The organism is Haloarchaeobius iranensis, from assembly GCF_900103505.1.
Taxonomy (GTDB): Archaea; Halobacteriota; Halobacteria; order Halobacteriales; family Natrialbaceae; genus Haloarchaeobius; species Haloarchaeobius iranensis.
This window is the reverse complement of record NZ_FNIA01000006.1, coordinates 77420-103966: the sequence shown is the minus strand read 5'-3', so window position 1 is coordinate 103966 and position 26547 is coordinate 77420. Positions and strand designations below refer to the sequence as shown.

The 26547-nt window shown below is 69.2% G+C and carries 23 protein-coding genes and 1 pseudogene; 11 read left to right on the top strand and 13 right to left on the bottom strand.

The genetic code is table 11. The features are described 5' to 3' along the window. Nucleotides 1–47: 47 nt before the first annotated feature. On the bottom strand, nucleotides 48–1997 hold the full coding sequence (locus BLT27_RS06865) for an AMP-dependent synthetase/ligase (protein WP_089732307.1): 1950 nt from the start codon (nucleotides 1995–1997) through the stop codon (nucleotides 48–50). Between the two features lie 74 nt (nucleotides 1998–2071). Further along, nucleotides 2072–2983 (bottom strand): MBL fold metallo-hydrolase, encoded by a 912-nt coding sequence (locus BLT27_RS06860; RefSeq protein WP_089732306.1) that lies wholly within the window; start codon nucleotides 2981–2983, stop codon nucleotides 2072–2074. Between the two features lie 149 nt (nucleotides 2984–3132). Here BLT27_RS06860 and BLT27_RS06855 point away from each other — a divergent pair, with 149 nt between their 5' ends. The 4 genes from BLT27_RS06855 (at nucleotide 3133) to BLT27_RS06840 (ending at nucleotide 9325) form a co-directional block, all read left to right on the top strand. After that, nucleotides 3133–4584 carry an aldehyde dehydrogenase family protein gene (locus BLT27_RS06855; RefSeq protein WP_089732305.1) on the top strand — a complete coding sequence of 484 codons (1452 nt, stop codon included), beginning with the start codon at nucleotides 3133–3135 and terminating at the stop codon, nucleotides 4582–4584. Nucleotides 4585–4954: 370 nt separating this feature from the next. Next, entirely contained in the window at nucleotides 4955–6262 is a 1308-nt protein-coding gene (locus BLT27_RS06850) for an O-acetylhomoserine aminocarboxypropyltransferase/cysteine synthase family protein (protein WP_089732304.1), read from the top strand. After that, nucleotides 6259–7509 carry a homoserine O-acetyltransferase MetX gene (gene metX, locus BLT27_RS06845; protein ID WP_089732303.1) on the top strand — a complete coding sequence of 417 codons (1251 nt, stop codon included), beginning with the start codon at nucleotides 6259–6261 and terminating at the stop codon, nucleotides 7507–7509. Before BLT27_RS06850 ends, metX begins: the two co-directional genes overlap by 4 nt. Before the next feature lie 514 nt (nucleotides 7510–8023). Further along, the gene (locus BLT27_RS06840; RefSeq protein WP_089732302.1) at nucleotides 8024–9325 is read left to right on the top strand and encodes an O-acetylhomoserine aminocarboxypropyltransferase/cysteine synthase family protein; all 1302 of its coding nucleotides are present in this window, start codon (nucleotides 8024–8026) and stop codon (nucleotides 9323–9325) included. A gap of 19 nt (nucleotides 9326–9344) precedes the next feature. Here BLT27_RS06840 and BLT27_RS06835 read toward each other — a convergent pair whose 3' ends face one another. Beyond that, entirely contained in the window at nucleotides 9345–9824 is a 480-nt protein-coding gene (locus BLT27_RS06835; RefSeq protein ID WP_089732301.1) for a hypothetical protein, read from the bottom strand. Nucleotides 9825–9911: 87 nt separating this feature from the next. Further along, nucleotides 9912–10547: a phosphoserine phosphatase SerB gene (serB, locus tag BLT27_RS06830; RefSeq protein ID WP_089732300.1), complete on the bottom strand. Its 636-nt coding sequence runs from the start codon at nucleotides 10545–10547 to the stop codon at nucleotides 9912–9914. A gap of 132 nt (nucleotides 10548–10679) precedes the next feature. Here serB and BLT27_RS06825 point away from each other — a divergent pair, with 132 nt between their 5' ends. Continuing rightward, a complete protein-coding gene (locus BLT27_RS06825; RefSeq protein WP_089732299.1) occupies nucleotides 10680–11069 on the top strand; it encodes a DUF7522 family protein in 390 nt (129 codons plus the stop codon). Here the strand turns inward: BLT27_RS06825 and BLT27_RS06820 are convergent, their stop codons facing one another. Next, a complete protein-coding gene (locus BLT27_RS06820; protein WP_449267428.1) occupies nucleotides 11070–11489 on the bottom strand; it encodes a DUF7504 family protein in 420 nt (139 codons plus the stop codon). Next, nucleotides 11468–11692: a hypothetical protein gene (locus tag BLT27_RS06815; protein ID WP_089732297.1), complete on the bottom strand. Its 225-nt coding sequence runs from the start codon at nucleotides 11690–11692 to the stop codon at nucleotides 11468–11470. The genes BLT27_RS06820 and BLT27_RS06815 overlap by 22 nt, the downstream gene beginning before the upstream one ends. Nucleotides 11693–11866: 174 nt before the next feature. Between BLT27_RS06815 and BLT27_RS06810 the strand changes: the two genes are divergently transcribed. Then, nucleotides 11867–12952, top strand: coding sequence for a DUF373 family protein (locus BLT27_RS06810; protein WP_089732296.1), 1086 nt, complete (start codon nucleotides 11867–11869; stop codon nucleotides 12950–12952). A gap of 29 nt (nucleotides 12953–12981) precedes the next feature. Here the strand turns inward: BLT27_RS06810 and BLT27_RS06805 are convergent, their stop codons facing one another. The 6 genes from BLT27_RS06805 to BLT27_RS06780 form a co-directional block, all read right to left on the bottom strand. After that, nucleotides 12982–13824, bottom strand: a complete 843-nt coding sequence (locus BLT27_RS06805; protein ID WP_089732295.1) for a polyprenyl synthetase family protein — start codon at nucleotides 13822–13824, stop codon at nucleotides 12982–12984. A gap of 74 nt (nucleotides 13825–13898) precedes the next feature. Further along, complete coding sequence (locus BLT27_RS06800) at nucleotides 13899–16211, bottom strand: methyl-accepting chemotaxis protein (protein ID WP_089732294.1); 2313 nt, start codon at nucleotides 16209–16211, stop codon at nucleotides 13899–13901. Beyond that, nucleotides 16208–17359, bottom strand: a complete 1152-nt coding sequence (locus tag BLT27_RS06795; RefSeq protein ID WP_089732293.1) for a BMP family lipoprotein — start codon at nucleotides 17357–17359, stop codon at nucleotides 16208–16210. The genes BLT27_RS06800 and BLT27_RS06795 overlap by 4 nt, the downstream gene beginning before the upstream one ends. 256 nt (nucleotides 17360–17615) lie before the next feature. After that, entirely contained in the window at nucleotides 17616–18572 is a 957-nt protein-coding gene (locus BLT27_RS06790; RefSeq protein WP_089732292.1) for an electron transfer flavoprotein subunit alpha/FixB family protein, read from the bottom strand. Continuing rightward, a complete protein-coding gene (locus tag BLT27_RS06785) occupies nucleotides 18569–19366 on the bottom strand; it encodes an electron transfer flavoprotein subunit beta/FixA family protein (RefSeq protein ID WP_089732291.1) in 798 nt (265 codons plus the stop codon). Before BLT27_RS06785 ends, BLT27_RS06790 begins: the two co-directional genes overlap by 4 nt. A gap of 84 nt (nucleotides 19367–19450) precedes the next feature. Then, nucleotides 19451–20734 (bottom strand): helix-turn-helix transcriptional regulator, encoded by a 1284-nt coding sequence (locus BLT27_RS06780; protein WP_089732290.1) that lies wholly within the window; start codon nucleotides 20732–20734, stop codon nucleotides 19451–19453. A gap of 165 nt (nucleotides 20735–20899) precedes the next feature. Here BLT27_RS06780 and BLT27_RS06775 point away from each other — a divergent pair, with 165 nt between their 5' ends. Both BLT27_RS06775 and BLT27_RS20150 read left to right on the top strand, forming a co-directional pair. Continuing rightward, complete coding sequence (locus tag BLT27_RS06775; RefSeq protein ID WP_089732289.1) at nucleotides 20900–22138, top strand: DUF7096 domain-containing protein; 1239 nt, start codon at nucleotides 20900–20902, stop codon at nucleotides 22136–22138. Nucleotides 22139–22170: 32 nt separating this feature from the next. Continuing rightward, the gene (locus tag BLT27_RS20150) at nucleotides 22171–22857 is read left to right on the top strand and encodes a type IV pilin domain-containing protein (RefSeq protein ID WP_245707648.1); all 687 of its coding nucleotides are present in this window, start codon (nucleotides 22171–22173) and stop codon (nucleotides 22855–22857) included. Here the strand turns inward: BLT27_RS20150 and BLT27_RS06765 are convergent. Beyond that, nucleotides 22815–23435 (bottom strand): annotated as a pseudogene (locus tag BLT27_RS06765) (methyltransferase domain-containing protein); the annotation flags it as partial. The gene BLT27_RS20150 and the pseudogene BLT27_RS06765 overlap by 43 nt on opposite strands. Nucleotides 23436–23557: 122 nt before the next feature. Between BLT27_RS06765 and ahaH the strand changes: the two are divergent. The 3 genes from ahaH (at nucleotide 23558) to BLT27_RS06750 (ending at nucleotide 26541) form a co-directional block, all read left to right on the top strand. Beyond that, a complete protein-coding gene (gene ahaH / locus BLT27_RS06760; protein WP_089732286.1) occupies nucleotides 23558–23890 on the top strand; it encodes an ATP synthase archaeal subunit H in 333 nt (110 codons plus the stop codon). After that, nucleotides 23877–26066, top strand: coding sequence for a V-type ATP synthase subunit I (locus BLT27_RS06755; RefSeq protein ID WP_089732285.1), 2190 nt, complete (start codon nucleotides 23877–23879; stop codon nucleotides 26064–26066). The genes ahaH and BLT27_RS06755 overlap by 14 nt, the downstream gene beginning before the upstream one ends. A gap of 244 nt (nucleotides 26067–26310) precedes the next feature. Continuing rightward, a complete protein-coding gene (locus BLT27_RS06750; RefSeq protein ID WP_245707653.1) occupies nucleotides 26311–26541 on the top strand; it encodes a F0F1 ATP synthase subunit C in 231 nt (76 codons plus the stop codon). Nucleotides 26542–26547: the final 6 nt, after the last annotated feature.

Sequence of the window (26547 nt, the reverse complement as noted above, 5' to 3'; positions counted from 1 at the left end):
CCGATGGTCGAGGGGGTTGTCGTCGCCCCGCGACGCGCTCGCCGGCGTCACTCCGCGTAGATGTCGTCGATGAGCTCGTCGTGGACGTCGATGATGTTCCGGCGCTTCTTCTTCATCGTCGGCGTCAGCAGGTCGTTCTCCTCGGTGAACTCCTCGGTGACCAGCCGGAACTGCTTGATCTGTTCGTGCGTCTCGAACTGCGGGTTGATGCGGTCGACCTCCTCCCGGACGCGGTTCTGGACGTACTCGTGGTCGACGGCCGCCTCGTCGTCGTCGGGGAGGTCGGTGCCGTCCTCGGCAGCTTCGTCGCGGAGCCGCTCGAGGTTCGGCACCATGAGCGCGCCGACGAACTTCTCGCCGTCGCCGACGACCATGCACTGCTCGACGACCGGCGAGGCGGCGAAGGCGTCCTCGATGGGTGCGGGCGCGACGTTCTTCCCGGTCGAGAGCACGAGGATCTGCTTCGAGCGCTCGCGGAACTCGATGTAGCCGTCGGGTCGGCGGTGGACCACGTCGCCGGTGCGGAACCACTGCTTGCCGTCAATCTCGGTGAACGCCTGTGTCGTCTCCCCGGGCTTCTCCCAGTAGCCCTCGGTGACGTTCGGGCCGTGGACGAGCAGCTCGCCGACCTGCCCGGGGTCGTCGGCGAACGTCGCCTGCTCGACGACCTCCTCGTCGATGTAGACATCCACGTCGACCACCGGCGGGCCGATGGTACCGATCTTCGGCTCCTCCGGCGGGTTGACCGCGACGACGGGTGCGGTCTCCGTGAGGCCGTAGCCCTCCATGATGGGCAGCCCCATCGCGTGGTACAGCGCACAGAGCTCCGCCGAGAGCGAGCCGCCGCCGCTGATGAGGAAGTCGACGTTCCCGCCCAGCGCCTCGCGAACCTTCTGGAACACCAGCTTGTCCGCGAGTTTGGCCTTCGCCCGGAGCGCGACCCCCGGGTCCTCGGTCTCGTGGTACTCCACGCCGACGTCGGTCGCCCAATCGAAGATGCGCGAGCGCAGGCCGGAGGTCTCGGCCTGCTCGCGGATGGCGTCGTAGATCTTCTCGTACACCCGGGGGACGCTCGTTGCCGCGTTGGGCTGCACCGCCGCGAAGTCCTCCTGCAGCGTGTCGGGGCTCTCGGCGTAGCCGACGCAGGCGCCGGAGGCGAACATCTCGAAGTGCCCGGCGAGCCGCTCGAACACGTGCGCCAGCGGCAGGTACGACACCGTCCGGGTGTTGTCGTCGATGACCGGGAGGTCACCTTTGTCCGGTCGCGGGCCGTACCGCTTCCTGATCTGGTTCACGTTCGCGCGGAAGTTCCCGTGGGTGAGCTGGACACCCTTCGGCTGGCCCGTCGTTCCGGAGGTGTAGATGAGGCTCGCGAGGTCGTCCAGCCCGCGCGAGTCCACCCAGGACTCGTACTCGTCGCGGTCGAACCGCTCCGCGCCCCGGTCGTGAACATCGGCGAGCGTGAGGATGTCGTCGCGCTCGTTGTGGCCGTCGAGGCGGTCCATCGAGACGATGAACTCGAGGTCGAGGTCCTCCTCCACTTCGAGGACGTGCGACAGCGCGTCCGCGTTCTCGACGACGACACCCGACGCGTTCGGGTCGTCGAGCAGGTAGCGCACCTGCCGGGACGACGAGCCCGAGTACACCGTCGTCACGACCGCGCCGGCCGAGAGCAGGCCGAAGTCGCACTGGGCCCACTCCATCCGCGTGTTCGAGAAGATACCGACGCGGTCGCCCGCGCCGACGCCGAGGTCCCGGAACCCGGCGGCGAGGTGCCGGACGATGGTCCGCATGTCGTCGTAGCTGATGGCGCGAAACTCGCCCTCCGGCGCCGCCGGGACGACGGAGTCCGTCAGCGAACGGTCGTACACCCCGCCCTTGAACATCTGTGCCGGCCGGCCCGCGTGTCGCTCGGCGCTGTCCTCGAACATCCGGGCGAGGTTCGTCTCACCTGTCACCTCGTCGGTGTACTCTCGCTCCGCCTCCTGCCAGTTCATACCACACCCCTGTACTGCAGAGGGGATAAAAACACCTGAACTTTCGGTCAGTTTCTCCCCGACGGCAACACCGGCTACTCCTCCCGGCTGTCGAGGTACCGGAGCACACCCCGGACGTTCATCCCCGTCTCGCCTCGGGCCTTGCGTTCGCCCCAGAGCTCGGCCATCTCCGTCGTCTCCGCGAAGTGCTCGACGACGGCCTCGTCGTCGGCCAGCTCGTCGCGCTTCTCCGCCACGGCCGCGACCCAGGACTCCAGCCGGGCCTCGTACTCGGTGAGCCGGTCGTCCGTCTCGGCGGGCCCGAAGTGCGGGTACAGCAGCGTCGACGGCTCGAACGACCGGATGGTCTCCACGTCGGCGAGCGCCCGCTCCAGGTCGAACTGCGGCGGCGGCGTCGTCTCGCGCACCACGTCGAGGCTCGGCACGTAGATGCCCGCCGCGTCCGCCGTGAACACCGCGTCGTTCGCGGGGTCGTGGAACACGTGCTGGTGGGGTGCGTGTCCGGGGGCGTGCGCTGCCTGCAGTTCCCTGTCCCCGAGGTCGATGGCGTCGCCGTCGGCCAGCGTCTCGATGCGGTCCTCCGGCACCGGCTCCGGCTCGGTGTACCACTCTATCTGGTCGCCGACCGCGGCCTTCGTCCCCTCCCAGAGCCGCGACGGGTCGGCGAGGTGGCGCGCGCCCTGCTCGTGCACCCAGACCGTCGCGTTCTCGCACGTGTCGGCGAGGAAGCCCGCCCCGCCCGCGTGGTCGAGGTGGACGTGCGTGACCACCAGGTGTTCGACCGCATCGGCTGCGATGTCGAGCTCGTCCAGCGCGTCGAGGATGCGGTCGTGGTGGGTGCCGATACCGGTGTCGACGAGCGCCACCTCGTCGGCGTCGAGGACGTAGACCGCGCCGTACTCGGCGGTGCCGTACATCCCGGTGTCGACGTAGTACAGGTCGGAGCACTGGCCCGTCGTGACTTCGTTCACGTCGCCTGCTGTCATACGTGGAGGCGCGTGCCCCCGGGTGAAAAGCCTGTCTCGTGGGTGCCCCGCGCCGGGCCGATTCCGGGGTCCGCCTGGCGCGCCGGGAGACCCGGCGCGCCTTGCCACGCTCCGGTACTACTAATCCGCCTGACGCCGAACCACCGTCTATGGCATACGATGGCCCAACACAGCTGTACATCGACGGCGAATGGACGGACGCGGCGTCCGGCGAGAGTATCGAGACCTACGACCCGGCGACCGAGGAGCTGTACGCCGAGGTGGCCGCGGCGGGCGCCGAGGACGTCGACCGCGCGGTCGAGGCGGCCGAGGCGGCGTCGGCCCACGACAGCGAGTGGAGTCGCATGGGGCCGGGCGAGCGCGGCCAGCACCTGCACGCGATGGCCGACGCCATCGAGGCGATGGACGAGGAGATCGGTCTCGTCGAATCTCACGACAACGGCAAGACGCCGTTCGAGGCCTCCATCGACGTCGGCATGGTCGTCGACACGTTCCGCTACTACGCCGGCTGGACCGACAAGATACAGGGCGACACCATCCCCGTGGACGGCCCGCGCCTGAACTACACCCGCCGGGAGCCGCTCGGCGTCACCGCCCACATCAGCCCGTGGAACTACCCGTTCCAGCTCGCCGGCCGCTCGCTCGCGCCCGCGCTGGCCGCCGGCAACACGGCCATCCTGAAGCCCTCGAGCGAGACGCCGCTGTCGGCACTGTACTACGCGAAGGCCGCCGAGGAGGCCGGCCTGCCCGACGGCGTGTTCAACGTCCTGCCCGGCCGCGGGAGCACGGCGGGTGACGCGCTCGCCAGCCACGAGGGCGTCGAGCACGTCGCGTTCACCGGCTCGACCGCCATCGGCAAGCACGTCATGGAGACCGCGAGCGAGCACGTCACCGGCGTCACGCTCGAACTCGGCGGCAAGGGCCCGCACGTCGTCTTCCCGGACGCCGACCTCGACGCCACGTCGAAGGGCGTCCGCAACGGTATCTTCATGAACTGCGGCCAGATGTGCTGGGCCGGCTCGCGCCTGGTCGTCCACGAGGACGTCCACGACGAGCTGGTCGAGATGGTCTGCGAGATGGCCGAGGGGACGCCGCTCGGCTCCGGCATCGACGACGACGGCCGGATGGGTCCGCAGGTCTCCGCCAGCCAGCAGGACGAGGTCCTCTCGTACATCGAGCAGGGCGTCGAGGAGGGCGCGACCGTCGCCGCCGGCGGTGGCGTCCCCGACGACAAGGACGTCGGTCACTTCGTCGAGCCGACCGTGCTGACCGACGTGACCAACGACATGACCGTCGCCCGCGAGGAGATCTTCGGGCCGGTGCTCTCGGTCATCGAGTTCAGCGACGAGGAGGAGGGCATCGAGATCGCCAACGACTCGCCGTACGGCCTGATGTCGGGCATCTGGACGAACGACATCAAGCGCGCACACCGCGTCGCCGAGCGCCTGGAGTACGGCATGGTCTCCATCAACGAGTACCCGGTCACCTTCCCGCAGACGCCGTTCGGCGGCTACAAGGAGTCCGGCTACGGCCGCGAGCAGGGCGAGGAAGCCATCGAGGAGTACACGCAGGTCAAGAACGTCAACGTCAACCTGTACTGAGTCGCCCGGATTGGACCGGGACTACTGAAGCGCCCCGCCGATTCTCAGTCGCTTGGAATCGGCCGCCCCCTCTTTTCGCTCCGCACCTCAAGCCACGACCGGGCCGAGCCATCTGCGCCTATCTGCATGTTCGTTGGACCGGACTGACTCGGCCCCTGCACCCACCCGGGTCGGACTCCCGACCGACCCGGACTGCCTGCTGAATCCACCACCATTCGACTCTCTTTCCCGTGCCTCTTCGACGACGGACGCCCCGGCAGCCGCTGGCGTCTCGGACACCTGGTGTGGGCCACGTCGGCACACCGCCGGTCCCATCGAATATTGCCGTAACTGAGAGTTATACGGGCTTGCAGCAATATGCACCACATACATGAACGACGACGCCAGCTTCGACACCCGCGCCCTCCACGCGGGCGGGGAGCCGGACCCAGCGACAGGGGCCCGCGCGCCCCCCATCTACCAGACCACCTCGTACACGTTCCCGAACGCCGACGACGCCGCCGCCCGGTACGCGCTCGACCGCGACGACCACGTCTACTCCCGCATCTCCAACCCGACGGTCGACCGCCTCCAGGAACGGCTCGCAGCGCTCCACGACGCGGCAGGCGCGACCGCCACCGCCAGCGGGATGGCGGCCCTGGACGCCCTCACGCTCGTCCTCGCCGAGGCGGGGGACAACGTCGTCTGCTCGACCGACACCTACGGCGGCACGACCTCGTACCTCTCGAACATCGCCCCGCGACGCGGCATCGAGACCACGTTCGTCGAGACGCTCGATTACGACGCCTACGCCGACGCAATCGACGGGGACACCGCGTACGTCCACGTCGAGACGGTCGGCAACCCCTCGCTGGTGACGCCGGACTTCGAGCGCGTCGCCGAACTCGCACACGCCCACGACGTGCCCCTCGTCGTCGACAACACGTTCGCCACCTCGCACCTCTGTCGGCCCCTCGAACACGGGGCCGACGTGGTCTGGGAGTCGACGACGAAGTGGCTCCACGGCTCGGGCACCACCGTCGGCGGGGTCGTCGTCGACGGCGGGACGTTCGACTGGGCGGCCGGCGGCTACGACGAGCTCGCGGGCGAGAGTCCGGGCTACGACGGCGTCGACTTCTCCGAGCGGTTCGACGCGCCGCTGGCGAAGGCCGTCCAGTACCGGTCGCTCCGCGCGCTCGGCAACCAGCAGTCGCCGTTCGACGCCTGGCAGACCCTGCAGGGCATCGAGACCCTCCCGCTCCGGATGGACCGGCACTGCGAGAACGCCATCATCCTCGCGGAGTACCTCGACGACCACGCGGACGTGGCCTGGGTCTCCCACCCGGGCCTCGACTCGCACCCGACTCACGGGAACGCCAGCCGGTACCTCGCCGACTACGGCGGGATGCTCACGTTCGGGCTGGAGAACGGCTACGCCGGCGGCAAGCGCTTCTGCGAGGCCGTCGATGTCACGTCGTTCCTCGCGAACGTCGGCGACGCGAAGTCGCTCGTCATCCACCCGGCGAGCACGACCCACGCCCAGCTCACCGAGGCGGAGCAGCGCGACGCCGGCGTCACGCCGGACCTGCTCCGGTTCTCCGTCGGCATCGAGGACCCGACGGACCTGCTGGCCGACGTCGAGCAGGCCATCGCGGCGGCGACCGGCTCCCAGCAGGCAGCCGGGGAGGAGTCCCGATGAACGAGCGCGGCGTCGCCGACCTCGGCGAGTTCACGTTCGAGTGCGGCGAGTCCATCGAGCACCTCGAGATCGCCTACGAGACCTACGGCGAGTACGAGCCCGCCGACGGCGACCGCCACGCGGGCAACGCGGTGCTCGTCTGCCACGCGCTCACCGGCAGCCAGCACGTCGCCCGGCGGCCGGAGCGCGGGGACGGCGGGAACGACGACGGCAGCAGCGACACCGCCGGGCAGGCCCGCGCCTGGTGGGGTGACGTGGTCGGGCCCGGGAAGGCGATCGACACCGGCGAGCAGTTCGTCGTCTGCGCGAACGTCCCGGGCTCCTGTTACGGCTCCTCCGGGCCGCCGACCGAGGGGCCAGACGGCGAGCCCTGGGGGACCGACTTCCCGCCGGTCACCGTCGCCGACTGGACCCGCGCACAGCGCCGCCTCCTCGACCACCTCGGCGTCGGTCGCCTCCGGGCGGTCGTCGGCGGGAGCGTCGGCGGCATGAACGCCCTCGACTGGGCGGTGCAGTACCCCGACGACGTGGACCACGTCGCGGTCGTCGCCGCCGCGCCGCGGCTCGACGCGCAGTGCCTCGGCCTCGACACGGTCGCGCGCCGCGCCATCACCACCGACCCGAACTGGAACGGCGGCGACTACTACGGCGACGACCGCCCGGACCCCGACGACGGCCTCGCGCAGGCCCGCCGCATCGGCCACATCATGTACCTCTCGAAGGCCTCCATGGACGGCAAGTTCGGCCGCCGCTCGGCCGGCCGCGGCCACGGGCGCGAGTCGCCCGACCCCGCCGCCTCGTTCTTCCCGTACCGCGACGTCGAGTCCTACCTCGACTACAACGCCGAACGGTTCGTCGAGCGCTTCGACGCCAACGCGTACCTCTACCTCCTCCGCGCGATGGACGAGTACGACGCCGCCGCCGGCTACGAGTCCGACGCGGCCGCCCTCGGCGCGTTCGACGGCGAGCTGCTCTGCCTCTCCTTTACCGGCGACTGGCACTTCACCGTCGGCCAGTCCGAGGAACTCGCAGAGGCCGCCCGCGAGGCCGACGTGCCCGTCGCCCACCACGTCGTCGACTCCGACCACGGCCACGACGCCTTCCTCGTCGAACCCGAGCGCGTCGGGCCGCCGCTGGCCGATTTCGTCGCCGACGGCGTCGCCGGCCAGGCCGTCACCGACACCGCCGAATCGAGCGACGACGGCGACGAGTTCGCGCCCGTGCACACGAGCCTGTTCGGTGACTGAGGGTCGGTATCTTCACAGCCGCTGGCGCGCGCTGGCGAGCGTGCCGAAGGCCGCTCGCCATGTACGTGCGAGGGACGAGAAGCGCAACGAAGTGAGCATCGCAGGAGGCTGGGGAGGTATGAGGTGCGGTGCTGTGCGGTCGGGTGGGACTGAAAGGGGCGGCAGTCTCGACGAAGGCAGGCGACGTTCCCGCGAGGGAGCCTGCGACCGAGTGGGAAGCAGCGAGACGACGGAGGAGTCTCGCCAGCCAAGCACCGCACGCACGAGGAGCGCAGCGAGCCTCCCGAGTCGAGACTGCCGGGGCTTTCTGGCTGTTTGCGGTGGAGTCCGTTCCCACGACGGTCGGGGCTTTCTGGCTGTTGTCGTCACCAACGAGTCCCCCGGCTGACCGAACGTTCTGACGGTTCGCAGTTACTACAGGGAATCTCGCGGCTCCCCAAACGACCGTCACTCATAGCGTCAAATCCGGCCGCTACCACCGCGTTACTACCCCCACCGGCCCTACTTGACAGGCATGACAGACGAGGATTCCGACGAGCGGCAGTTCGCGACGCACTCGCTGCACGCTGGACAGGAGCCGGACCCGGCGACTGGCGCACGTGCACCGCCGCTGTACCAGACGACCTCTTACGTGTTCGACGACGCGGAGGATGCCGCCGCCCAGTTCGCCCTGGAGAAGCCGGGGCACATCTACTCGCGGCTGATGAACCCGACCGTCTCCACGCTCCAGGAGCGCATCGCCGCGCTCGAGGGCGGCGTCGGCGCGGTCGCCACCGCGTCGGGGATGGGCGCGCTGAACCTCGCGACCTTCCTGCTGGCCGACGCGGGCGACAACGTCGTCACCGCGTCGTCGCTGTACGGCGGGACGTACACGTACTTCACGCACACCGCGCCGCGCAACGGCGTCGAAGCCAGGTTCGTGGACACGCTGGACTACGACGCCTACGCCGAGGCCATCGACGACGACACGGCGTACGTCCACTTCGAGACCATCGGGAACCCGGCGCTCGTGACGCCGGACATCGAGCGCCTCGCCGATATCGCGCACGACCACGGCGTCCCGTTGTTCGTGGACAACACGTTCGCGACGCCGTACCTCTGCCGCCCGCTGGAGCACGGCGCGGACCTCGTCTGGGAGTCGACGACGAAGTGGCTCCACGGCTCCGGCACCACCGTCGGCGGGGTGCTCGTCGACGGCGGCTCGTTCCCGTGGGAGGAGTACGCCGAGGACTACCCGGAGATCGCCCAGGACAACCCGGCGTACCACGGCGTCAACTTCGCCGAGCGCTTCGGCGAGGCCGCGTTCACCTACGCCGCCATCGCCCGCGGGCTGCGTGACCTCGGCAACCAGCAGTCGCCGTTCGACGCCTGGCAGACTATCCAGGGGCTGGAGTCGCTGCCCATGCGGATGGACCGCCACTGCGAGAACGCCCAGGTCGTCGCCGAGCACCTCGCCGCCCACCCCGAAGTGTCGTGGGTGAACTACCCCGGACTGGAGGACCACGAGACCCACGACGCCGCCAGCGAGTACCTCGACGGCGGCTACGGCGGCATGATCACGTTCGGGCTGGCACAGGGCTACGACGCCGCGCGGACGACCGTCGAGTCGACCGAACTCGCGAGCCTGCTCGCGAACGTCGGCGACGCGAAGACGCTCGTCATCCATCCGGCGAGCACCACGCACCAGCAGCTCACCGAGGAGGAACAGCTCGCGGCGGGCGTCACGCCCGACATGGTCCGCCTCTCCGTCGGCGTCGAGGACGTCGGCGACATCGTCGCGGACCTCGACCAGGCAATCGGGCAGGCGACGAACTGACCGGCCACACGGGCGGCCCTCAGAGCGCGGTCAGCAGTTCGGTGGTCGCCCACACCAGCGGGACGAGCACGACGAGGTAGGTCGCCGCGGAGATGGCCCAGTCGCGCCCCGTCTGGCGCACCCGCTGGCGAGCGAACCCACCGACTCGGGGCAGCACCACGGCGACGAAGAAGCCGACCATCAGCACGAACAGCACGAGCGTCGCGGCCGCGAGCGCGACCGGACCGGTCCCGAGGACACCTTCTGCGAGCAGTAGCAGCGTCACGAACAGCGGACCGGTCAGCCAGCCCGCGACGTGGTGGACGACCGCAGCCAGGCGGCCGGGCGCAGCGTCGGGCGACCGCTCGGTGAGGACGCCGGCGGCGACCAAGGGCGGGGTCCCGCCCTCCGGCAGTCTCGCCATCACCACGTCCATCCCGCGGGTCGCCACCACCCCCGCGACGACGCCGAGGAGAATCCTGAGCGGCGGGACGACGGATGTGACGGGTTCGAGGCTCATGCGGGTGGTTGGTGTCGGACCTACTTCGAGGCTGGCCTCGCGACAATCCGGGTGGACGCCCGGACCCGTCCTCGCTCCGACCCCGGCTCAGAGCACGCCGCGTGCGTCCAGCAGCTCGCGCAGCTCGGCCATCGCCGTCACCGTCTCGTCGCACGCGGGCGCGACAGCTGGCTTCGGGTCGAAGCCGACTGCGAGCCCCGCCACCTCCAGCATGGGCAGGTCGTTCGCCCCGTCGCCGACCGCGACGGTGTCCGCCACGTCGATGTCGAGCTCGGTCGCGTGGGACTCGAGCGCGTCGTCCTTCGTCCCCTCGACGAGCGGTCCCTCGACCTCGCCCGTCAGCGCGTCGTCGGCGACGGGCAGCCGGTTGGAGACGATGGCGTCGACGGTGACGCCTTCGCGTTCGAGGGCGGCCTCGACGCCGCGCTGGAACCCGCCCGTGAACACCGCCGTCGTCACGCCCGCCTCGTTCAGTTCGCTGATGAGGTCGGCCGCACCGGGGCGCAAACGCACCTCGTCGAACGCCGCCTGGGCGTCGTCGTTCGGGAGTGCCTCGAGCAGCGCCGCGCGCTGGCGCAGGCTCTCGGCGTACCCGAGCTCGTCGTTCATCGCCCGCGCGGTGATTGCCTCCATCTGCTCGGCCACGTCGTAGCGGCGGCCGAGCAGCACCGTCATCTCGGAGTCCGAGAGCGTCCCGTCGAAGTCGAACGCGACCAGCGTCATTGGCTCCTCGTTCGACACCGGCCGGTAAAGGGGTTCAGGTTCCCGCAGGGCTGGCCCCCCTGCCGCCCACGGCCCGGCATCGGGGTGTGGTCGCGCACATCATTTATGTGTCGACCCGGCGAACAACCGTCCATGACCGACGACTTCGACGGCGTCGAGGACCCCCAGCTCCGGGCCCTCCTCTCCGAGTTCGACCTCGGGGACGACGTCCGTCTCGCCTTCCGCTTCGAGGGCGAGTCGTACGAGACCCTGCACGTCCGCGACGACGTCAGCGCGCAGTTCACCGACGAGGAGTTCGAGCACCGCATCCAGACGCTGATGATGAAGGGCCTCGGCGACCCACCGAGCGACGATTCGCTGTTCGACTTCGGCCACCTCGACGCGACGCTCCGCTTCTACGACGAGGTCGTCGTCGCCTCGTTCCCCGACGAGGACTGGTCCGGCGTCGTCGTCGTCGCCGACCGGGCGGGGAGCGAGACCATCGAGCGGACCCTCGAGAAACTGGAGAACGAGGAGCTGTAGTCACCGCGGCAGCGGTGTCCACGCCCGCGGGCCGATGTCCAGCCCGCGGGTCCGTACTTCCCGCGCCTCGTCCCCGTCGCGCACCTCGACCAGCCCGTCGAACGGCTGCCTGAGCACCGAGTACGACCGGGCGTCGCCGACGTCGTCGAGGACGAACCCGCCCCGGAAGTCGCCACTCCCCACCCGTCCCGTCAGCACGTGCAGGAACTGGTACACGGACCGGAGGTCCGCGTACATCAGCGTCGTCGACAGGGTGTGCATCCCCAGTCCGACCGTGTCACACGACGCCTGCAGCTGGCGCATGAACTCCGACGTCCGGATCCCGATTCCGGTCAGGTCGCCGGCGTCGGAGACGAACCGGTGGTGGCCATCGCCGCGGTGCGACCCGAGCTGGCGACTCACGCAGTCGACCACCCGCAGCGCCGGCTCCGGTGCGTGTGCCGGTACTCCCGCTCGATGACGGACGCGCGCTTGCGGGTCGAGACGAACACCGTCCCGTCGCTGGTGTCGCCACCCAACAGCTCGTACAGCAGTGCTCGCTTCCCCGTCAGTGGCGGCCCCGCGACGAGCACGTTCGTCCCGTCCGGAATGGTATCGAGGACCGACCCGACCGTCGCGTGCATCTCTTGCTGGCCGTACGAGTGGGGTGCCCTTGTATGCTCGGCCGACGGTCGGGTCGGCCGCGACGGGTGGTGCGGCCGGCCGCGCCCGCACCGACGGCCCGCCCGCCGCCGACATAGACGTACACTGACACGGAACCAAAAGCACTTGACCGGTACCGGCCAACGGAGACGTGAATGCTGCTCGTGTTGTGCGTCGACCTCGACGACGACGTGGGTCGCAAGACCGACGTGCGAACGCCGGTCGTCGGCCGTGACGCCGTCGAAGCGGCGGCGGTGAAGCTCGCCACGGCGGACCCCGAGGACAGCGACGTCAACGTCCTGTTCCAGGGTGTCCACCTCGTCGACGAGTTCGCCACCGAATCCGTCGAGGTCGCGGCGGTCGCGGGCAACGAGCGCGGCGACGTCAGCGCGAACCGACAGGTCGGCGAGGAGGTCGACGAGGTGCTCGCCGGGCTGTCGACCAGCGAGGAGGTCACGGCGCTCATCGTCACCGACGGCGCACAGGACGAGTCCGTCATCCCGGTCATCCGCTCGCGGGTGAAGGTCGACGGTGTACGCCGGGTGGTCGTCCGGCAGGCGCAGGACCTCGAGTCCATGTACTACACCATCAAGCAGGTGCTGAACGACCCCGAGACGCGGGGGACCATCCTCGTCCCCATCGGCATCCTCGTGCTCATCTACCCGCTCGCGCTGCTGGGCGACCTGCTGAACCTCCCCGGCTCGATGCTGGGGCTCTCCTCGGCGCTGCTCGGCCTCTACCTCATCTCGCGCGGGCTCGGCCTCGGCGAACGCATCGACGCGGCCGTCGACCGCGCCCGGCGCGGGCTGTACGCGGGCCGGATGACGCTCATCTCGTACGTCGTCGCCGCGGCGCTGCTCGTCGTCGGCGGCGTCTCCGGCGTCGAACAGCTCGAGGCGGTCCAGGCCGCGAGCGAGAGCAGCCTCACGGCGACCGAGGTGCTCGCCGCGCTCACCTTCGGGGCCGTGCGCTGGTTCGCCGCCGCGGGCGTCACCACCAGCCTCGGCCAGATCACGGACGAGTACATCGCCGGCACGCTGGAGTGGCGCTACCTGAACGCGCCGTTCTACGTGGTGGCGATGGCTGTCGTGCTCCACGCCGTCGCCGCCTACTTCCTCCAGTTCATGGTGCTGTCGAGCATGGCGGCGGTGCTGCTGGGCGGCACGCTGCTGGGGCTGGCGAGCACGCTCGCCTTCGCCATCGCGGAGACGCACTTCTCGGAGCGCGTCGAGGCGGGATAAGAGTCAGCTCGCGGGCGACGACGGCTCGACTATCGTTCCCGAACCACGACGAACCGCGCGAGGTCCTCCAGGTACTCCCGCGCGTCGGTGTTGCCCGCGTCGACCGTCGAGAGCGCGTCGAGCGCGGCGTTCGCCTCGGACTTCGCGCGCTCGTTCGCCTCCGTGGGTGTGAGGTCCGTCACCTGCACGACCGAGGGCCGGTCCATCTCGGCGTCCTGTCCGGTGGGCTTGCCGAGGTCGTCGGCGTCCGCGGTCGCGTCGAGCACGTCGTCGCGGATCTGGAACGCGACCCCGACCCGCTCGGCGTACTCGCCCAACGCCTCGACCGTGTAGGCGTCGGCGTCGGCCGCGACCGCGCCGAGTTCGGCGGCGGCGCGGAACAGCGCGCCGGTCTTCCGCCGGGCCAGCTCCATGTACTCGCGTTCGTTCGTCGGCTGTGCGGCGAGCTCCGTCGCCTCCCCCTCGCCGAGTTCGACCATCGCCTCGGAGACGATCTGCATCGCCTGCGGGTCCGACGAGAACAGCGCGAACGCCTCCCCGAGCAGCCCGTCGGAGGCGATGATCGCCGGGCCGTAGCCGTACTCGGCCCACGCCGCGGCCGTGCCGCGACGGACCTCGGACTGGTCGATGATGTCGTCGACGACGAGCGACGCGTTGTGGACCAGTTCGATACCGACCCCGAAGTCGACGGCGTCCTCAGGCTCGCCGCCAGCGGTCTCACAGGCCAGCACGGTCACCGTCGGACGCACCCGTTTGCCCCCCGAGAGCGAGACGTGTCGCAGCTCGTCGGCGAGCTCCGGCTGCTCGACGGCGTCCAACACCTCGACGAGCCGGTCGTCCACCAGCTCGCGCCGACGCTTCAGGAACTCCATCGCGAGAGCGTTAGGAACGCCCCGAAAAGTAGGTGACGGAACACGCCGGCCTGCGGCGGCGGCCCGGACCGTCCTCAGTTCCCGAACTCGAACGACGAGTCGGTCGCGCTCGCGGGCGCCTCGACGAGGTCCGAGTCGGTCTCCTCGTCGGGGTCGGTCTCGAACCGGCCGAGCACCTCGCTGAGCTGTGCCGCCTGGTCAGAGAGGTCGCTCGCGCTGTCGGACACTTCGGTGAGCGCGGTGGTCTGCTCCTCCGCGGCGGCGGCGACGTTCTCGGCCTCGCTGGTGGTCTCCTCGGAGATGGTCGCCGCGTCGTCGACCATCGCCACGACCTCCTCCGTCGACGCTGCCTGCTGTTCGGTCGCCGCCGATATCTCCTGGACGCCCGTGTTCGTCTCCTGGGCGTACTCGGCGATCTCGTCCAGCGCGTCGGCCGCCCGTTCGACCGAGCTGGCCTGCTCAGCGATGCGGTCGGCGGTGCCCTCGACCTCCTCGGCGGTCGCGTCGGTCTGGGCCTTGATTCCCTCGAGGCGCCCCTCGATGTCCTCGGCGGCCTCCTTCGTGTCCTGTGCGAGCTCCTTGACCTGCTGGGCGACGACCGCGAAGCCCTGGCCATCCCCGTCGCCGTCGGTGCCGCCGCGGGAGGCCTCGATGTTCGCGTTCAGCGCCAGCATGTTCGTCTCGTTCGCCAGGTCGGTGATGAACTCGATGAGCTCGTCGATCTGGGCCATCTCGGCCTCCAGCTGGGCGATTGCGTCGACGGCGTCCTCGGCCTCGGACTCGACGGCGTCCATCCCCTCGATGGCCGCCTGTGCGGCGTCGCGCCCCTCCCGACCGGTGCGGGCGGTGCGCTCGGCGAGGTCGGCGACCTCGTTCGAGGAGGCCGCGATCTCCTCGGTCGTCGTCGCCAGCTGGTCCATCTCGTCGTCGACCGACCGGAGCGACTGGTTCTGTCGCTCGGCCCCGTCCGAGATCTGCTGCACCGACTCGGTGACCTGCTCGGACGCCGAGCGAACCTCCTCGCTGGACGCGGTGACCTGCTCGGACGCCGCCGCCACGTCGCCGGCGAACGCCTTCACGCGGTCCGTCGTCGCCTCCAGCTCGGCGACCATCTCGTTGAACTCCTCGGCGATGTCGGTCATCGCCTCGGACTTCGATTCGGGGTCCATCCGGACCGTGAGGTCGCCGCTGCCGGCCGCCTGCATCACCTCGCTGTAGCGGTCGGCCTTGCGTTCGAGGTGCTGGTTGAGCTCCTCGGCCTCCGCGCGGGCGAGTTCGGCCCGCTCGCGTGCCTCGTTGGCGTTCCGTATCTGCTGCCGGAGCGAGTCACGCATGCTGCCGAACGCGCCGTACAGCCGGCCGATCTCGTCGACCCGCGCGGTCTCGAAGTCGACGTCGAGGTCGCCGTCCTCCATGCGGCCCGCCTTGTCCCGCAGGTCGGCGAGCGGCGTCACCGTCTGTCGTGCGAGGACGACGCCGACCAGCGTGAGCGAGAGCAGGCTGGCGACGACGATGCCGCCGACGTTCGTCGCGACCGTGTCGCGCACGGCGAACGCGGTCGACTTCTCGACGGTCGTGATGGCGACCCAGTCCGTACCGGGCACCGCCGCGTAGGCGTGGACCTGGCCGCCGGACTCGTCGAACACCGCGTCGCCGTCGCTGCGGACGCTCGCGAGCCCCGACTCGTGGACGGAGGCGTCGATGCCGGTGTCCGGGCGCAGCACGGCCTCGCCGTCGGCGTTGACGATCTGCGTCGTCCCGTCGGACTCGCCCTCGACGATGGTGTCGAGGTGCGTCTGGATGCGGCTGACCACGACGACGTAGCGGTCGTCGTGTGCCGGCACCGCGCTGGCGAACGCGACGACCGGTTCGCTGTCGTGGACCGGGGACTCGTAGGAGCGACTCGACACCCAGACCTGGTCGCTCGCGCCCGCGGAGCCGCTCGCGACGTCGGCCTCGGTCCAGGGTGCCTCGACCTCGTCGAGCCCGCGGCCCTCGAGCGGTGTCACCGTGCTCGCCTCGATGGTCCCCGTCGAGGCGTTGACGTAGTGCATCGAGAGGATGTCGGACGAGAGCCGTCTCCGTTCACTCCGCAGGTACGCCCTCGCGCCGGCGCCCTGTCTGAGCTCGGTGCCCGCGGAGACGCTCCGCGTCTGTATCTTCATGCTCTCGACCCAGTTCCCCAGCGAGTCGCCGCGGAGGGAGCTGGTCTCGGTGAGCTGGTCCTCGGTGCTCTGCTCGACAGTGTCGGCGGCCTGTGTGTAGCCCACGACGCCAACGCCCGCGATGACCAGCACGACGACGAGGATGGAGACGGTGAACTTCACCGCGTATCGTCTCCGGACGACCCCCGGGACGAGCCGCGCGAGCAGCGACGCGTCGCTCATCGGTCACTCACCTCCTGGCGCTGGTCGCCGCTCCGCTCGGTCGGCACCGATATCTCGCCGTCGACGATGCCACGGCGCGTCACCGCCAGTTCGTCCTTCAGTTCGGACGGGACGCTGTCCCCGAGCTGATCGCCGTAGACCAGCTCGACCCCGCCCTCGCCGAGGCCGAGGGACTGGATGCTCCCGCCGTCGAACGTCTCCGTGATGAGGGACTCGACTGCGGTGTACACCGCGCTGTCGACCCGCTTGACGACGCTCGCGAGGATGACATCGGCGTACCGGGGGTCGCTCACGGACTGGTCGCTGTCGGCGCCGATGGCGAACCGGCCTGCGGACTGGGCCGCGTCGAAGACGCCGATGCCGCTGCCGCCGGCGGCGTGGTAGACCACGTCCGCCCCCTGCTCGTACATCTCCGCGGCGGCCGCGCGGCCGCCCTCGGGGTCGTCGAACGCCCCGACGTAGTCCGTGAGCACCTCGATGGAGGCGTCGGCGTGCTCGACGCCGGCGACGTAGCCGGCCTCGAACTTCTCGACGATCGGGACGTCCACCCCGCCGACGAACCCGACGACGGATGCATCCGGTGCGGTCGACCCCGCGCCCGCGGACAGGTCGCGGCTGGTCAGGCGGCCGGCGAGGTGGCCCGCCTGGAAGGAGCCCTCCTCCTCGCGGAAGACGTAGCTCGCGACGTTCGGCGCGTCGACCACCGAGTCGACGATCATGAACCGCTCGTCGGGGTAGTCCCCGGCCGTCCCGCCGAGTGCCTCGGCCTGCGAGAACCCGATGCAGCAGGTGAGGTCGTAGTCGGGGTCGTCCGACCCGGCGAGCGCCTGCTGGAGCGGCCCGAACTCGTCCGAGCCCTGCGGGAGCTTGTTCGTGTACTCGACGTCGTAGTCGAGTCGTGCCTCCTGGATGCCCCGGTTGGCCATGTCGTTGAACGATCTGTCGCCGAGTCCACCCAGCGAGTAGACGATGCCGACGTGCGTCGCGTCGTCGGCCGCCGTCGTCGCCGGCGCGTCCGTCTCGTCGCCGTCCGATTCATCGTCACCGGCGGCGTCACCCGTGCCGAGGACGCCGGTACAGCCAGCGAGCAGCCCACTGCCCGCTGTCCCTGCGACCGTCAGGAACCGCCTTCGTGTGTTCGAACCCATCGTATTGAGTAGCCGGCAGGACACGTTTAGTAGTTGCTTTCACGTCCGCCGAACTATTCGATTCAGAGAATGTACTCCTCACCGGACGTGGAACTACACGTCGGACAATTGTCGAGTAGAGACGATATAAGTTCGAGAGACACGCTCCGGACGCAAGGTCGGTGCCGCGCCGCAGCGCTCGGGGGTCCGTGCGGTCGGCTGGGGACGGAAACCGGTGCTCGGGCGCGAGGGGGCGGCCCGACGCCGACGGCGTCCCTTACTGGAACTCCTCGATGAGCGCGGGGACGACGTCGAACAGGTCCTCGACGATACCGTAGTCCGCGATGTCGTAGATGGGCGCGTTCGGGTCCGTGTTGATGGCGACGATGGTGTCGCTGCCCTTCATGCCGGCGACGTGCTGCACCGCACCGGAGATGCCGATGGCGATGTAGACGTCCGGCGTGACGACCTTCCCGGACTGTCCGACCTGCCGGTTCTTCGGCAGCCAGCCGGCGTCGACGATGGGACGCGACGACGACAGCGTCGCGTCGAGCGCGTCCGCGAGGTCGCGCACGAGGTCGAGGTTCTCCTCCTCCTCGATACCGCGACCGACCGAGACGAGCACGTCCGCCTCGCTGATGTCGACGTCGCCGCCGCCGACCTCCTCGAAGCCGGTGACCGTCGAGCGCACGGCGGACTCGTCGACGTCGGCCTCGAACGCCTCGACGGTCGCGTCGCCGGTGTCCTCGGTCGCGGGCCACTCGGCACCGCGGATGGAGACGGCGACCTGGTCGGCCTCGACCGCGGTCGTCGTCTCGACCTTCCCGCCGTACATCTCGCGGGTCGCCGTCAGCGTCGACCCGTCGACTCCGATGTCGACCACGTCGCTGACGTAGGTGAGGTCCAGCCGGTTCGCGACGGCCGGCGCGTAGTCCAGACCGTTGACCGAGTTGGGCATGAGCAGGAACTGCGGCGCAACGGCGTCGAACAGCTGCGTGACGGTCTGTGCGTACACGCCGTGGTTGAACTCCTCGCCGTGGTTCACGGTGTGGACCGTGTCGACGCCGTCGAGCTTGAGCTGCTCACCGAAGCGCTCGGTGTCGCCGGAGATGACGGCGACGTGGAGGTCACCGCCCGTCTCGTTGGCCAGCTCGCGGCCCGCGGTCACGAGTTCGAACGAGATGTCACGGAGCTCGCCGCGCCGGTGGTCGGCGATGGCCAGGACATCACTCATTGTGCGCCCACCCCCTTCTCGCGGAGCAGGTCAGCAAGTTGTCCCGCAGCCTCGTCGGGGCCGCCCTCGAAGTACGTCGCGTCGCTCTCCGTCTCGGGTTCGTACATGTCGGTGAGTTCGAGTTCGTTCTCGACGGCCGCGGCGTCGAGGCCGAGGTCGCCGAGCGTCTTCGGTGCGATTTCCTTGCGCTGTGCCTGCCGGATGCCGCGGAGGCTCGCGTAGCGCGGCTCGTTGATACCCGTCTGGATGGTCAGGACCGCGGGGAGCTCCACGTCGGTGAGCTCCTCGACGCCACCCTCAAGCTCGCGGCGGACCGACGCGGTGCCGGACTCGACGGAGTCCTGGTCGAGGTGGTTCACGACGGCCGCCCACTCGTAACCGAGCGCGTCGGCCAGCGAGACACCGGTCGCGCCGAAGCCGTCGTCGTCGGCCTGCACGCCGGAGAGGACGATGTCTGGGTCCTCCTCCTCGACGACCTTCTCGAGGATGGCGGTCTTCGCGCCCACGTCGAGCAGGTCCGCGCCCTCCAGGGCGTCGTCCCAGATACGGACCGCCCGGTCCGCACCCTTCGCGAGCGCCATCCGGATGGTCTCCTCGCTGCGCTCCGGGCCGATGGTCACGGCGACCACTTCGTCCGCGATGCCGGCCTCCTGAAGCTGGACGGCCTCCTCGACGGCGTAGTCGTCCCACTCGTTGAGGTCGTATTCGAGGTACGTCTCGTCGATGGACGTGCCCGCGATCTGGAACTCGTCCTCGACGGCGGCTACCTCCTTGACGGTAACGAGAACTTTCATCGTCGAAAGCTAACGCTGCCCCCTACGTAAATGGTTACGAAACCGGGCGTCCACCGAGAACCGTTTCTGCGGCCGTCTGCGGCGTCACTGCTCGTCGTCGAACTCACCGAGGCTCTCGTCGGGGAGCGTGATGAGGTTCTCCCGGCCGATGCGGAGCTTCCGTATCTCCTCGTCGTCGGCCATGCCCGACAGCAGCTGTGACACCTTCGCGTTCGACCAGCCCGTCTCCTTGACGATGTTCGCCTGCTTCATCCGCCCGCCGTTGTCGTCGAGCAGTCTGAGCACGCGCTCCTCGTCGGAGAGCAGCTCCTCGTCGACGTCGTCGTCTCCGTCCGGCTCGGTCTCGGCCGTCTCGGCCGCCGCACCGCCGGACGGGCCGTCGGTGGGGTCGGCGCCGTCGTCGGCGTCGAGGGTCCCGTCCTGTCCGCCGTTCGGCGTCGGTGCCGGGCCGCCGCCGGCCGGCGTCTCGGACTGGCGTTTCGCGAACATGTACGCGCCACCGGCCGCCGCGACGACGAGGATGCCGACGAGCCCGACGAGCAGGAACGGCGACAGCCTCTCGTCTTCCGGGCCGGGCCCGGGCCCGGTCGGCGTGGTCGTGTTCGGGGAGGCGAGTTCGAAGTACGTCGCCTCCAGATACCCCGGCTCGAACGTCGCTGGCCCGTCCCACACCAGCGTCCCGTTGTCCGGCCCCTTGTCGTCGGGAGAGTCGCGGATACCGTAGTTCGTCGGGCTGTTCAGGACGAACCGCTGGTCCTCGTACAGCTGGTTGAACCAGGTCTCGTTCTCCGTCCCGAACACGTCACCGACGACGACCGTGTTTTCCTCGACGGCCGCGAAGTTCGTCCAGACGAACGAGTACGTCAGCTCGCCGATGTAGGTCGTGGTCCCGTTCTCCGTGCCGGTCGCCGTCGTGCCGGTCGCCGTCGTGGTGGTCGTGTCCGCGGGTTCCGGCCGTTCCCGAACCCGGACCTCCTCCCAGCCGGCCGCCTCGATCGTCATCTCCCGGTCGGTCCAGGCCTGCGCTCGCTCGGCGAACCGCTGGAACATCTGCGGCGAGAACCCGACGTCGGTGGTGCCGGTCGCGACGTCCTCGCCGAAGCGCTCGAACGCCTCGGTCTCGTTCGACGAGTTCAGCACGTACCGGTAGGTGATCGACCACCGGGCGTCCCCGGACGCAGTCACGTTCACCTCGAAGACGGTGGCGGGGCTCGCTTCCTCGAACGAGTGCGAGTCGACGGCCTGAACGCCCGGCCGGTCACCCTGTTCGGCGGCAGTACCGGCCCCGCCGCTGGGCACGCCGACCACGGGAGCGGCGACGAGGGAGAGTGCGAGGAGGGCGACGGCGAACGCGGAGAGTGACCGCATACGCCTGGACGTGGAGCCTCATAGGAAAAAACGCTTTCCATCCTGATAAAACGTCAGACGGCGTTATGAACGGTCTCACCCGTTCTCCCGTCTCGCTGTCACCCGAGTGTCCCCTGAGCGGCCAGTTCGACCGCTTTTTGTATCCCCACCGTGTACGTGCCTGCGATGACGCGTCTCACGCTCGCCCTCCTCCTCACCCTCCTCGCCATCGCGCCGGTCGCGTCGGTGGCTGGCGTCGGCGGCACCGCCACCCCGCTCGCGGCCGGCCAGGGCGGGGACGCGCCCGCAGCGACCACCGAGCGAAGCGGCACGGTCGTCACGATACAGGCGAACAACACGACACGACGACTCGACATCACGGCGGCTGGCCGCTCGAACTACTCGACTCCGGGCATGGACCTCGCGAGCACCGTCGCCGTGACCGGACAGCGTATCGACCAGGGACTCCGCTTCGAGTACCTCTCGGTCCGCGTCGAACGGGCCGGGTCGGCCGCCCGGCGACGGGCCATCGCGGACGCCGAGGTCGAGCGACTCAACCAGGCCATCTCCGAGCTCCGGGACCGTGAGTGGGCGGTGCTCCTGGCGTACGGTAACGGGGAGATATCGGAGCGCGAGCTACTGCACCGCCTCGCGGTGATCCACTCGAGCGCGTCGACCATCGGGGCGGCCGCGACCCAGCTCGAGGAAGACGGGGCCGACTTCAACGCGGACGACCTCCGGCGTCGGGCTGGCGAACTCCAGACACCGATCCGTGCCCAGGTCAGCGAGGCGCTGAGCGGACAGGCGGACACGCCGGTTCGTGTCCACGTCCGCGGGTCCGAGGCGGGACTCGTGCTGCAGGCGCTGTCGGAGTCCCGCTTCAGCCGCGACTACTACCGGGAGGCGATCCGGTTCGACAACTACGAGGAGGGGGCGAACACGTACAGCCTGAACGAGTTCCTCGACCTGCTCAACAGTCGGTATCCGTACGCCACTACCTTCGACGCTGACCTCGACGAGACGACGGACGGCACGAACGTCTACGTGAACTCCCACGACCAGGGGGACATCCGGCTCTACAACGACGGCCGCACCGAAGCGATCTACCGCGAGTACCAGTCGCTCAGGCTGAGCGACCTGCCACGCGGTGGCGTCGAGACCGTGACGGAGAACGGGACGACGGTCTCCATGCAGTTGACGCCGAACGGCGGCCCGGCGAAGCTGGTCGCGACGAACGCACTGACCGGGGACGCAGTCCCCGCCGAGGTGTACGTCGACGGTGAGCTGGTCGGGCAGACCGGCGGCGGCGGCAGTATCTGGATACTCCAGCCGTCCGACGAGTACACCGTCACCGTCGAGACGCCCGACGGGACGGTCGTCCTCCAGCGACCAGCCAGCACGACGAACGCCACCGTCGCGGCCTGACCTTCTTGTCGGATGACGCGCCCAGACCGGGTGTGCTCGCCGCTCGCGCCGTCAGCCCGGTCGTCGGAATCGCCCTCCTGCTCGCGCTCACAGTCGTCACGTCGAGCGTCGTCGCCGTCGGTGCGCTCGACCTCGCGGCCGAGCAGACGGCACCCCCGCAGGCGACGGTGGACGTGAGGGCGGATGGTTCGACGGGCCGAATCATCGTCACCCACCGAGGGGGCGAGGCCATCGACGTGGACGAGCTGGAGCTCGTCGTCACGGTCGACGGCGAGAAACTACGGCGGCAGCCCCCCGTCCCGTTCTTCTCCGCGCGGGGGTTCGTCTCCGGCCCGACCGGCCCGTTCAACGCGGCGGCCGATCAGCGCTGGACGGCGGGCGAATCGGCGAGCTTCGTGATCGCGGGGACGAACGCGCCGACGCTCTCTCCTCGGGATGTCGTCGTCGTGACGCTCGTGGTCGAGGGGCGGGTCGTCGCCAGCGTCCGGTCGGTTGCGACCGGTCAGTCGGTTGCCTCGTCGGGTTCGACGTTGTCGCTGCCGGCACCGCGGTCGCCGGCCATGTCGGGTTCGGGCTCCTCGTCGGGTTCGACGTTGTCGCTACCGGCACCGCGGTCGCCGGCCATGTCGGGTTCGGGCTCCTCGGCCGGGGTACTTGCGACCTCGTCCTCTCCGCCGGGCACGCGTGCGACTGTCGTGATGGCGACATCCGGGTCGTAGCTCGGCCCCATCAGCCGGTGGCGCACGTCCTCGAGGCCGGCCTCGTTGAACATCCGGTCGGCCTCCGCCTCGTCGTAGAACAGCATGATGGCGTCGGCGACCTTCTGCATGATGGTCGTCTTCGGGTAGTTCGGGCCGACGACGAGTATCTGCCCGCCGGGCTTGACGACGCGCCGGAACTCCCGGAGCGCCCGGACCGGGTTGGGCCAGTACTCGATGGAGCCCGAGGACCAGATGATGTCGAAGCTGTCCGTCGCGAACGGGAGCCGTTCGGCGTCGCCCATGTTGAAGTGGACGGGACCGGTGCGGCCGAACTTGGCGAACGCCTTCTCGAGCTGGTGTGGCGACTGGTCGAGGCCCCAGACCTCGTCGACGTTCTCGTGGCCGAGCAGCCCCTCGGTCGCGAAGCCGGTGCCACAGCCGACGTCGAGGATACGGTCGTCCGCCTGGATGTCGAGCATCCCGATAGCCTCGGTCCGCATCTCCTCGTTCCAGATGAACGGGTTGATCTTGTCGTACACCTGCGAGAGATACTTGTAGAACAGGCGCGCCCGCGCTTTGTTTTCGAGGATACCCATTGGCGGGGCTTGGGAACGTCGGCACAAAGTTCTGTCGTGACGACGCGAATCGGCCGTCCACGCGGCAGACACCTTTCGCAACTACCTTATAGGCGCTGTGTAAACTCTCGACTGTTCAATCCATGCCGAGGCCAGAGGTTCTCGAAGAAATAAAGGAGGCCGAGACAGCGGCCGACGAGATCGTCGCCGAGGCGGAGGCCGACCGCGACGACCGTATCGCCGAGGCTCGAAAGCGCGCCGACGAGATCCGTCAGGAGGCGGAGGAGGAGGCACGCGAGCTCGAAGAGCAGCGGCTCGAAGAGGCCAGAGAAGAAATCGAGGCGGAACGCGACCGCATCCTCGAGGAGGGCGAAGCCGAGCGCGAGGAGCTTCGCGAACGCGCCGACGGTCGCGTCGACGACGTCGTCGCGTACGTCCTCGAGACCTTCCAGGAGGAGGTACATGCTCAGACCTGAGCAGATGAGCAAGGTCTCGGTGACGGGGTCCAAGGCGGTCATGGACCCGGTCATCGAGACGGTACACGACCTCAACCGGGTCCACCTGAGCGACTACGACGGTTCCTGGGAGGGGTTCGACAACGGGACGCCCCGTTCGGACGCGGACGACGCGTCCGAGAAGCTCGTGACGGTCCGCTCCCTCGAGAGCATCCTCGACGTCGACCGGGACGAAGCCGGACCGAGCCGCATCGTCACCGACGAGGCGCTCGACGAGGAGCTCGAGGAGATCCGGACCGAGGCCAACGACCTCGACGACCGCCGGAACGAGGTCGAGAGCGAGCTCCGCGAGGTCGAGGAGGAGATCGACGAGGTCGAGCCGTTCACGGCGCTCGGCGTTCCCCTGGACCTGCTCTCGGGCTACGACTCGCTGGAGGTCGCCGTCGGTCAGGGCGACCCGGCGGCAGTGCGCCGCGTGCTCGCTGACTCGAAGGCGATCCGCTCGTTCGACATCGAGACCGGAGACCAGCTCGTCGCCGTCTTCGCCTACCCCGAGTCCAACGCACGTGAGAGCATCCTCGACGACCTGCTCGTGCAGGCGAGCTTCACGCGGACGGAGGTTCCGGACGCGGAGGGCAACGCTGCGGAGTACATCGAGCAGCTCCGCCACCGCAAGCAGCAGCTCGAGTCGAAGCTCTCGACCATCGAGGACGAGATCGGCGACCTGCGACTCGACGCCGCGGGCTTCCTGCTGGCCGCCGAGGAGCGTCTCACCATCGACGTCCAGAAGTCCGAAGCGCCGCTCCAGTTCGCGACGACCGAGAGCGCGTTCGTCGCCGAGGGCTGGATTCCGACCGAGGAGGTCGACCACCTGAAGGCCGAGCTCGCCGACGTGGTCGGGGACCGCGTCGACGTCGACGAGATCGAGCGCGCCAAGTACCGCGACGGCCAGGCGACGAGCACCGAGCACGTCGCGCCTGAGGGCGAGAGCTCCGGGAAGACGGCCGCGACCGACGGCGGCGTCGTCACGATGAACGACTCGCCGCCGACGATGCAGGAGAACGTCGGCCCCGCGGAGCCGTTCGAGCTGCTGACGAAGATGGTCGGGCTCCCGAGCTACGACGAGCTGGACCCGACGTTCTTCATCATGCTCACGTTCCCGGCGTTCTTCGGGTTCATGATCGGGGACCTCGGCTACGGGATTCTCTACGCAGCGGCCGGCTTCTTCATGTACAGCCGGTTCGACAGCGACGCCATCCGCGCGCTCGGTGGCATCGGCATCTGGGCCGGTGCGTTCACGATGCTGTTCGGCGTGCTGTACGGCGAGATATTCGGACTACACGTCCTCGGCGAGGTGCTGTTCAACGGCAAGCCACCGATGCACAAGGGACTGCAGCCGACCTACTCGCGGTACGCCCAGACGTGGCTGTTCGTCAGCGTGCTCGCCGGGCTGGCACACATGACGCTCGGGTACTTCTCGGGCGTGGTCAACAACCTCAGCCACGGCATCGAGGAGGTCCTCTACGAGGACCTCTCGTGGCTGACGATGATGCTCGGGCTCTGGCTGGCCATCCTCAGCACGGCCGCCGAGGGAATCAAGCCGTCGTTCCTGTTCAACACGCTCGGTGGTGAGGGCGCCGCCTACAACCTCGGCTACACCGGACTGCCCGAATCCGCCGCGTTCCTCGGCCTCGGGATGTTCGCGCTCGGCCTCGTCGTGATGACCTACGGCGAGTTCCAGCACATGGGCGTGCCCGGGCTGGTCGTCGGCCCGCTCGAGAGCGTCAACGTGCTCGTCAACGTGCTCTCGTACTTCCGGCTCGCCGCGGTGCTGCTGGCGAAGGCGGGGATGGCGTTCGTCGTCAACCTCCTGTTCTTCGGCGCCTGGGAGGACTCCCACGGTGCCTGGCACTTCGGGACCGGCGGCATGCCGAGCCAGACGGGTATCGAGTACCACCACTACGAGGTCGCCGACATCATGTTCGGCGGGCTGCTCCACGGCGGCATCGCGATGGCGCTCATCGGCGTCGTCATCCTCGTCGTGGGTCACTTCGCCGTGCTCCTGCTCGGCATCACCAGCGCCGGCCTGCAGGGAATCCGTCTCGAGTACGTCGAGTTCTTCGACAAGTTCTACGACGGCGATGGTCGGACGTTCGACCCGTTCGGCTACGAGCGGGAGTTCACGACCGAGGACTGAGCCGCGGCCTTTCCTCACGATTCTTCCTGTTCGCTTGCGCCGATAGCCACCGCCAATCGAAACTATAATCCCCCTGGAACCCGCCAATTAGCGTTTAGAGCGGCGATTTCGGCGGTTTCTTTTGGGAAGTTTTATGAAGGCCGTAGGGTGAAGTACCACCTGTTCGGAGGTACACGAAATCATGTTCGAAGCTCTCGCCGACGCCGGTATGCTCACAATGGACAGTGTCGCAAACTTCCTGCCGATGCAGGAGGAGGTACTCAACGGGAACGCCCAGCCCGCGCTCACCCAGAAGGGTGCCGCCGCGATCGGTATCGGCCTCGCAGCGATCGGCGCAGGGTACGCCGAGCGTGGTATCGGTGCAGCCGCCGTCGGCGCACTCGCCGAGGACTCCATCAGTACGGGTATCGCCGTCTTCCTGACGGTCCTGCCGGAGACCCTGGCGATCTTCGCGCTCGTCGCGCTCTTCGTCTAAACCGTT

Coding starts and splice junctions, on each gene's coding strand:
- BLT27_RS06800 (WP_089732294.1), bottom strand. CDS start 16,211: ATGAGCGACGCGTCGCTGCTCGCGCGGCTCGTCCCGGGGGTCGTCCGG.
- BLT27_RS06855 (WP_089732305.1), top strand. CDS start 3,133: ATGGCATACGATGGCCCAACACAGCTGTACATCGACGGCGAATGGACG.
- BLT27_RS06815 (WP_089732297.1), bottom strand. CDS start 11,692: ATGCACGCGACGGTCGGGTCGGTCCTCGATACCATTCCGGACGGGACG.
- BLT27_RS06825 (WP_089732299.1), top strand. CDS start 10,680: ATGACCGACGACTTCGACGGCGTCGAGGACCCCCAGCTCCGGGCCCTC.
- BLT27_RS06750 (WP_245707653.1), top strand. CDS start 26,311: ATGCAGGAGGAGGTACTCAACGGGAACGCCCAGCCCGCGCTCACCCAG.
- BLT27_RS06790 (WP_089732292.1), bottom strand. CDS start 18,572: ATGAGTGATGTCCTGGCCATCGCCGACCACCGGCGCGGCGAGCTCCGT.
- BLT27_RS06865 (WP_089732307.1), bottom strand. CDS start 1,997: ATGAACTGGCAGGAGGCGGAGCGAGAGTACACCGACGAGGTGACAGGT.
- BLT27_RS06810 (WP_089732296.1), top strand. CDS start 11,867: ATGCTGCTCGTGTTGTGCGTCGACCTCGACGACGACGTGGGTCGCAAG.
- BLT27_RS06860 (WP_089732306.1), bottom strand. CDS start 2,983: ATGACAGCAGGCGACGTGAACGAAGTCACGACGGGCCAGTGCTCCGAC.
- BLT27_RS06850 (WP_089732304.1), top strand. CDS start 4,955: ATGAACGACGACGCCAGCTTCGACACCCGCGCCCTCCACGCGGGCGGG.
- ahaH (WP_089732286.1), top strand. CDS start 23,558: ATGCCGAGGCCAGAGGTTCTCGAAGAAATAAAGGAGGCCGAGACAGCG.
- BLT27_RS06840 (WP_089732302.1), top strand. CDS start 8,024: ATGACAGACGAGGATTCCGACGAGCGGCAGTTCGCGACGCACTCGCTG.
- BLT27_RS06775 (WP_089732289.1), top strand. CDS start 20,900: ATGACGCGTCTCACGCTCGCCCTCCTCCTCACCCTCCTCGCCATCGCG.
- serB (WP_089732300.1), bottom strand. CDS start 10,547: ATGACGCTGGTCGCGTTCGACTTCGACGGGACGCTCTCGGACTCCGAG.
- BLT27_RS06805 (WP_089732295.1), bottom strand. CDS start 13,824: ATGGAGTTCCTGAAGCGTCGGCGCGAGCTGGTGGACGACCGGCTCGTC.
- BLT27_RS06785 (WP_089732291.1), bottom strand. CDS start 19,366: ATGAAAGTTCTCGTTACCGTCAAGGAGGTAGCCGCCGTCGAGGACGAG.
- metX (WP_089732303.1), top strand. CDS start 6,259: ATGAACGAGCGCGGCGTCGCCGACCTCGGCGAGTTCACGTTCGAGTGC.
- BLT27_RS06780 (WP_089732290.1), bottom strand. CDS start 20,734: ATGCGGTCACTCTCCGCGTTCGCCGTCGCCCTCCTCGCACTCTCCCTC.
- BLT27_RS06835 (WP_089732301.1), bottom strand. CDS start 9,824: ATGAGCCTCGAACCCGTCACATCCGTCGTCCCGCCGCTCAGGATTCTC.
- BLT27_RS06795 (WP_089732293.1), bottom strand. CDS start 17,359: ATGGGTTCGAACACACGAAGGCGGTTCCTGACGGTCGCAGGGACAGCG.
- BLT27_RS06755 (WP_089732285.1), top strand. CDS start 23,877: ATGCTCAGACCTGAGCAGATGAGCAAGGTCTCGGTGACGGGGTCCAAG.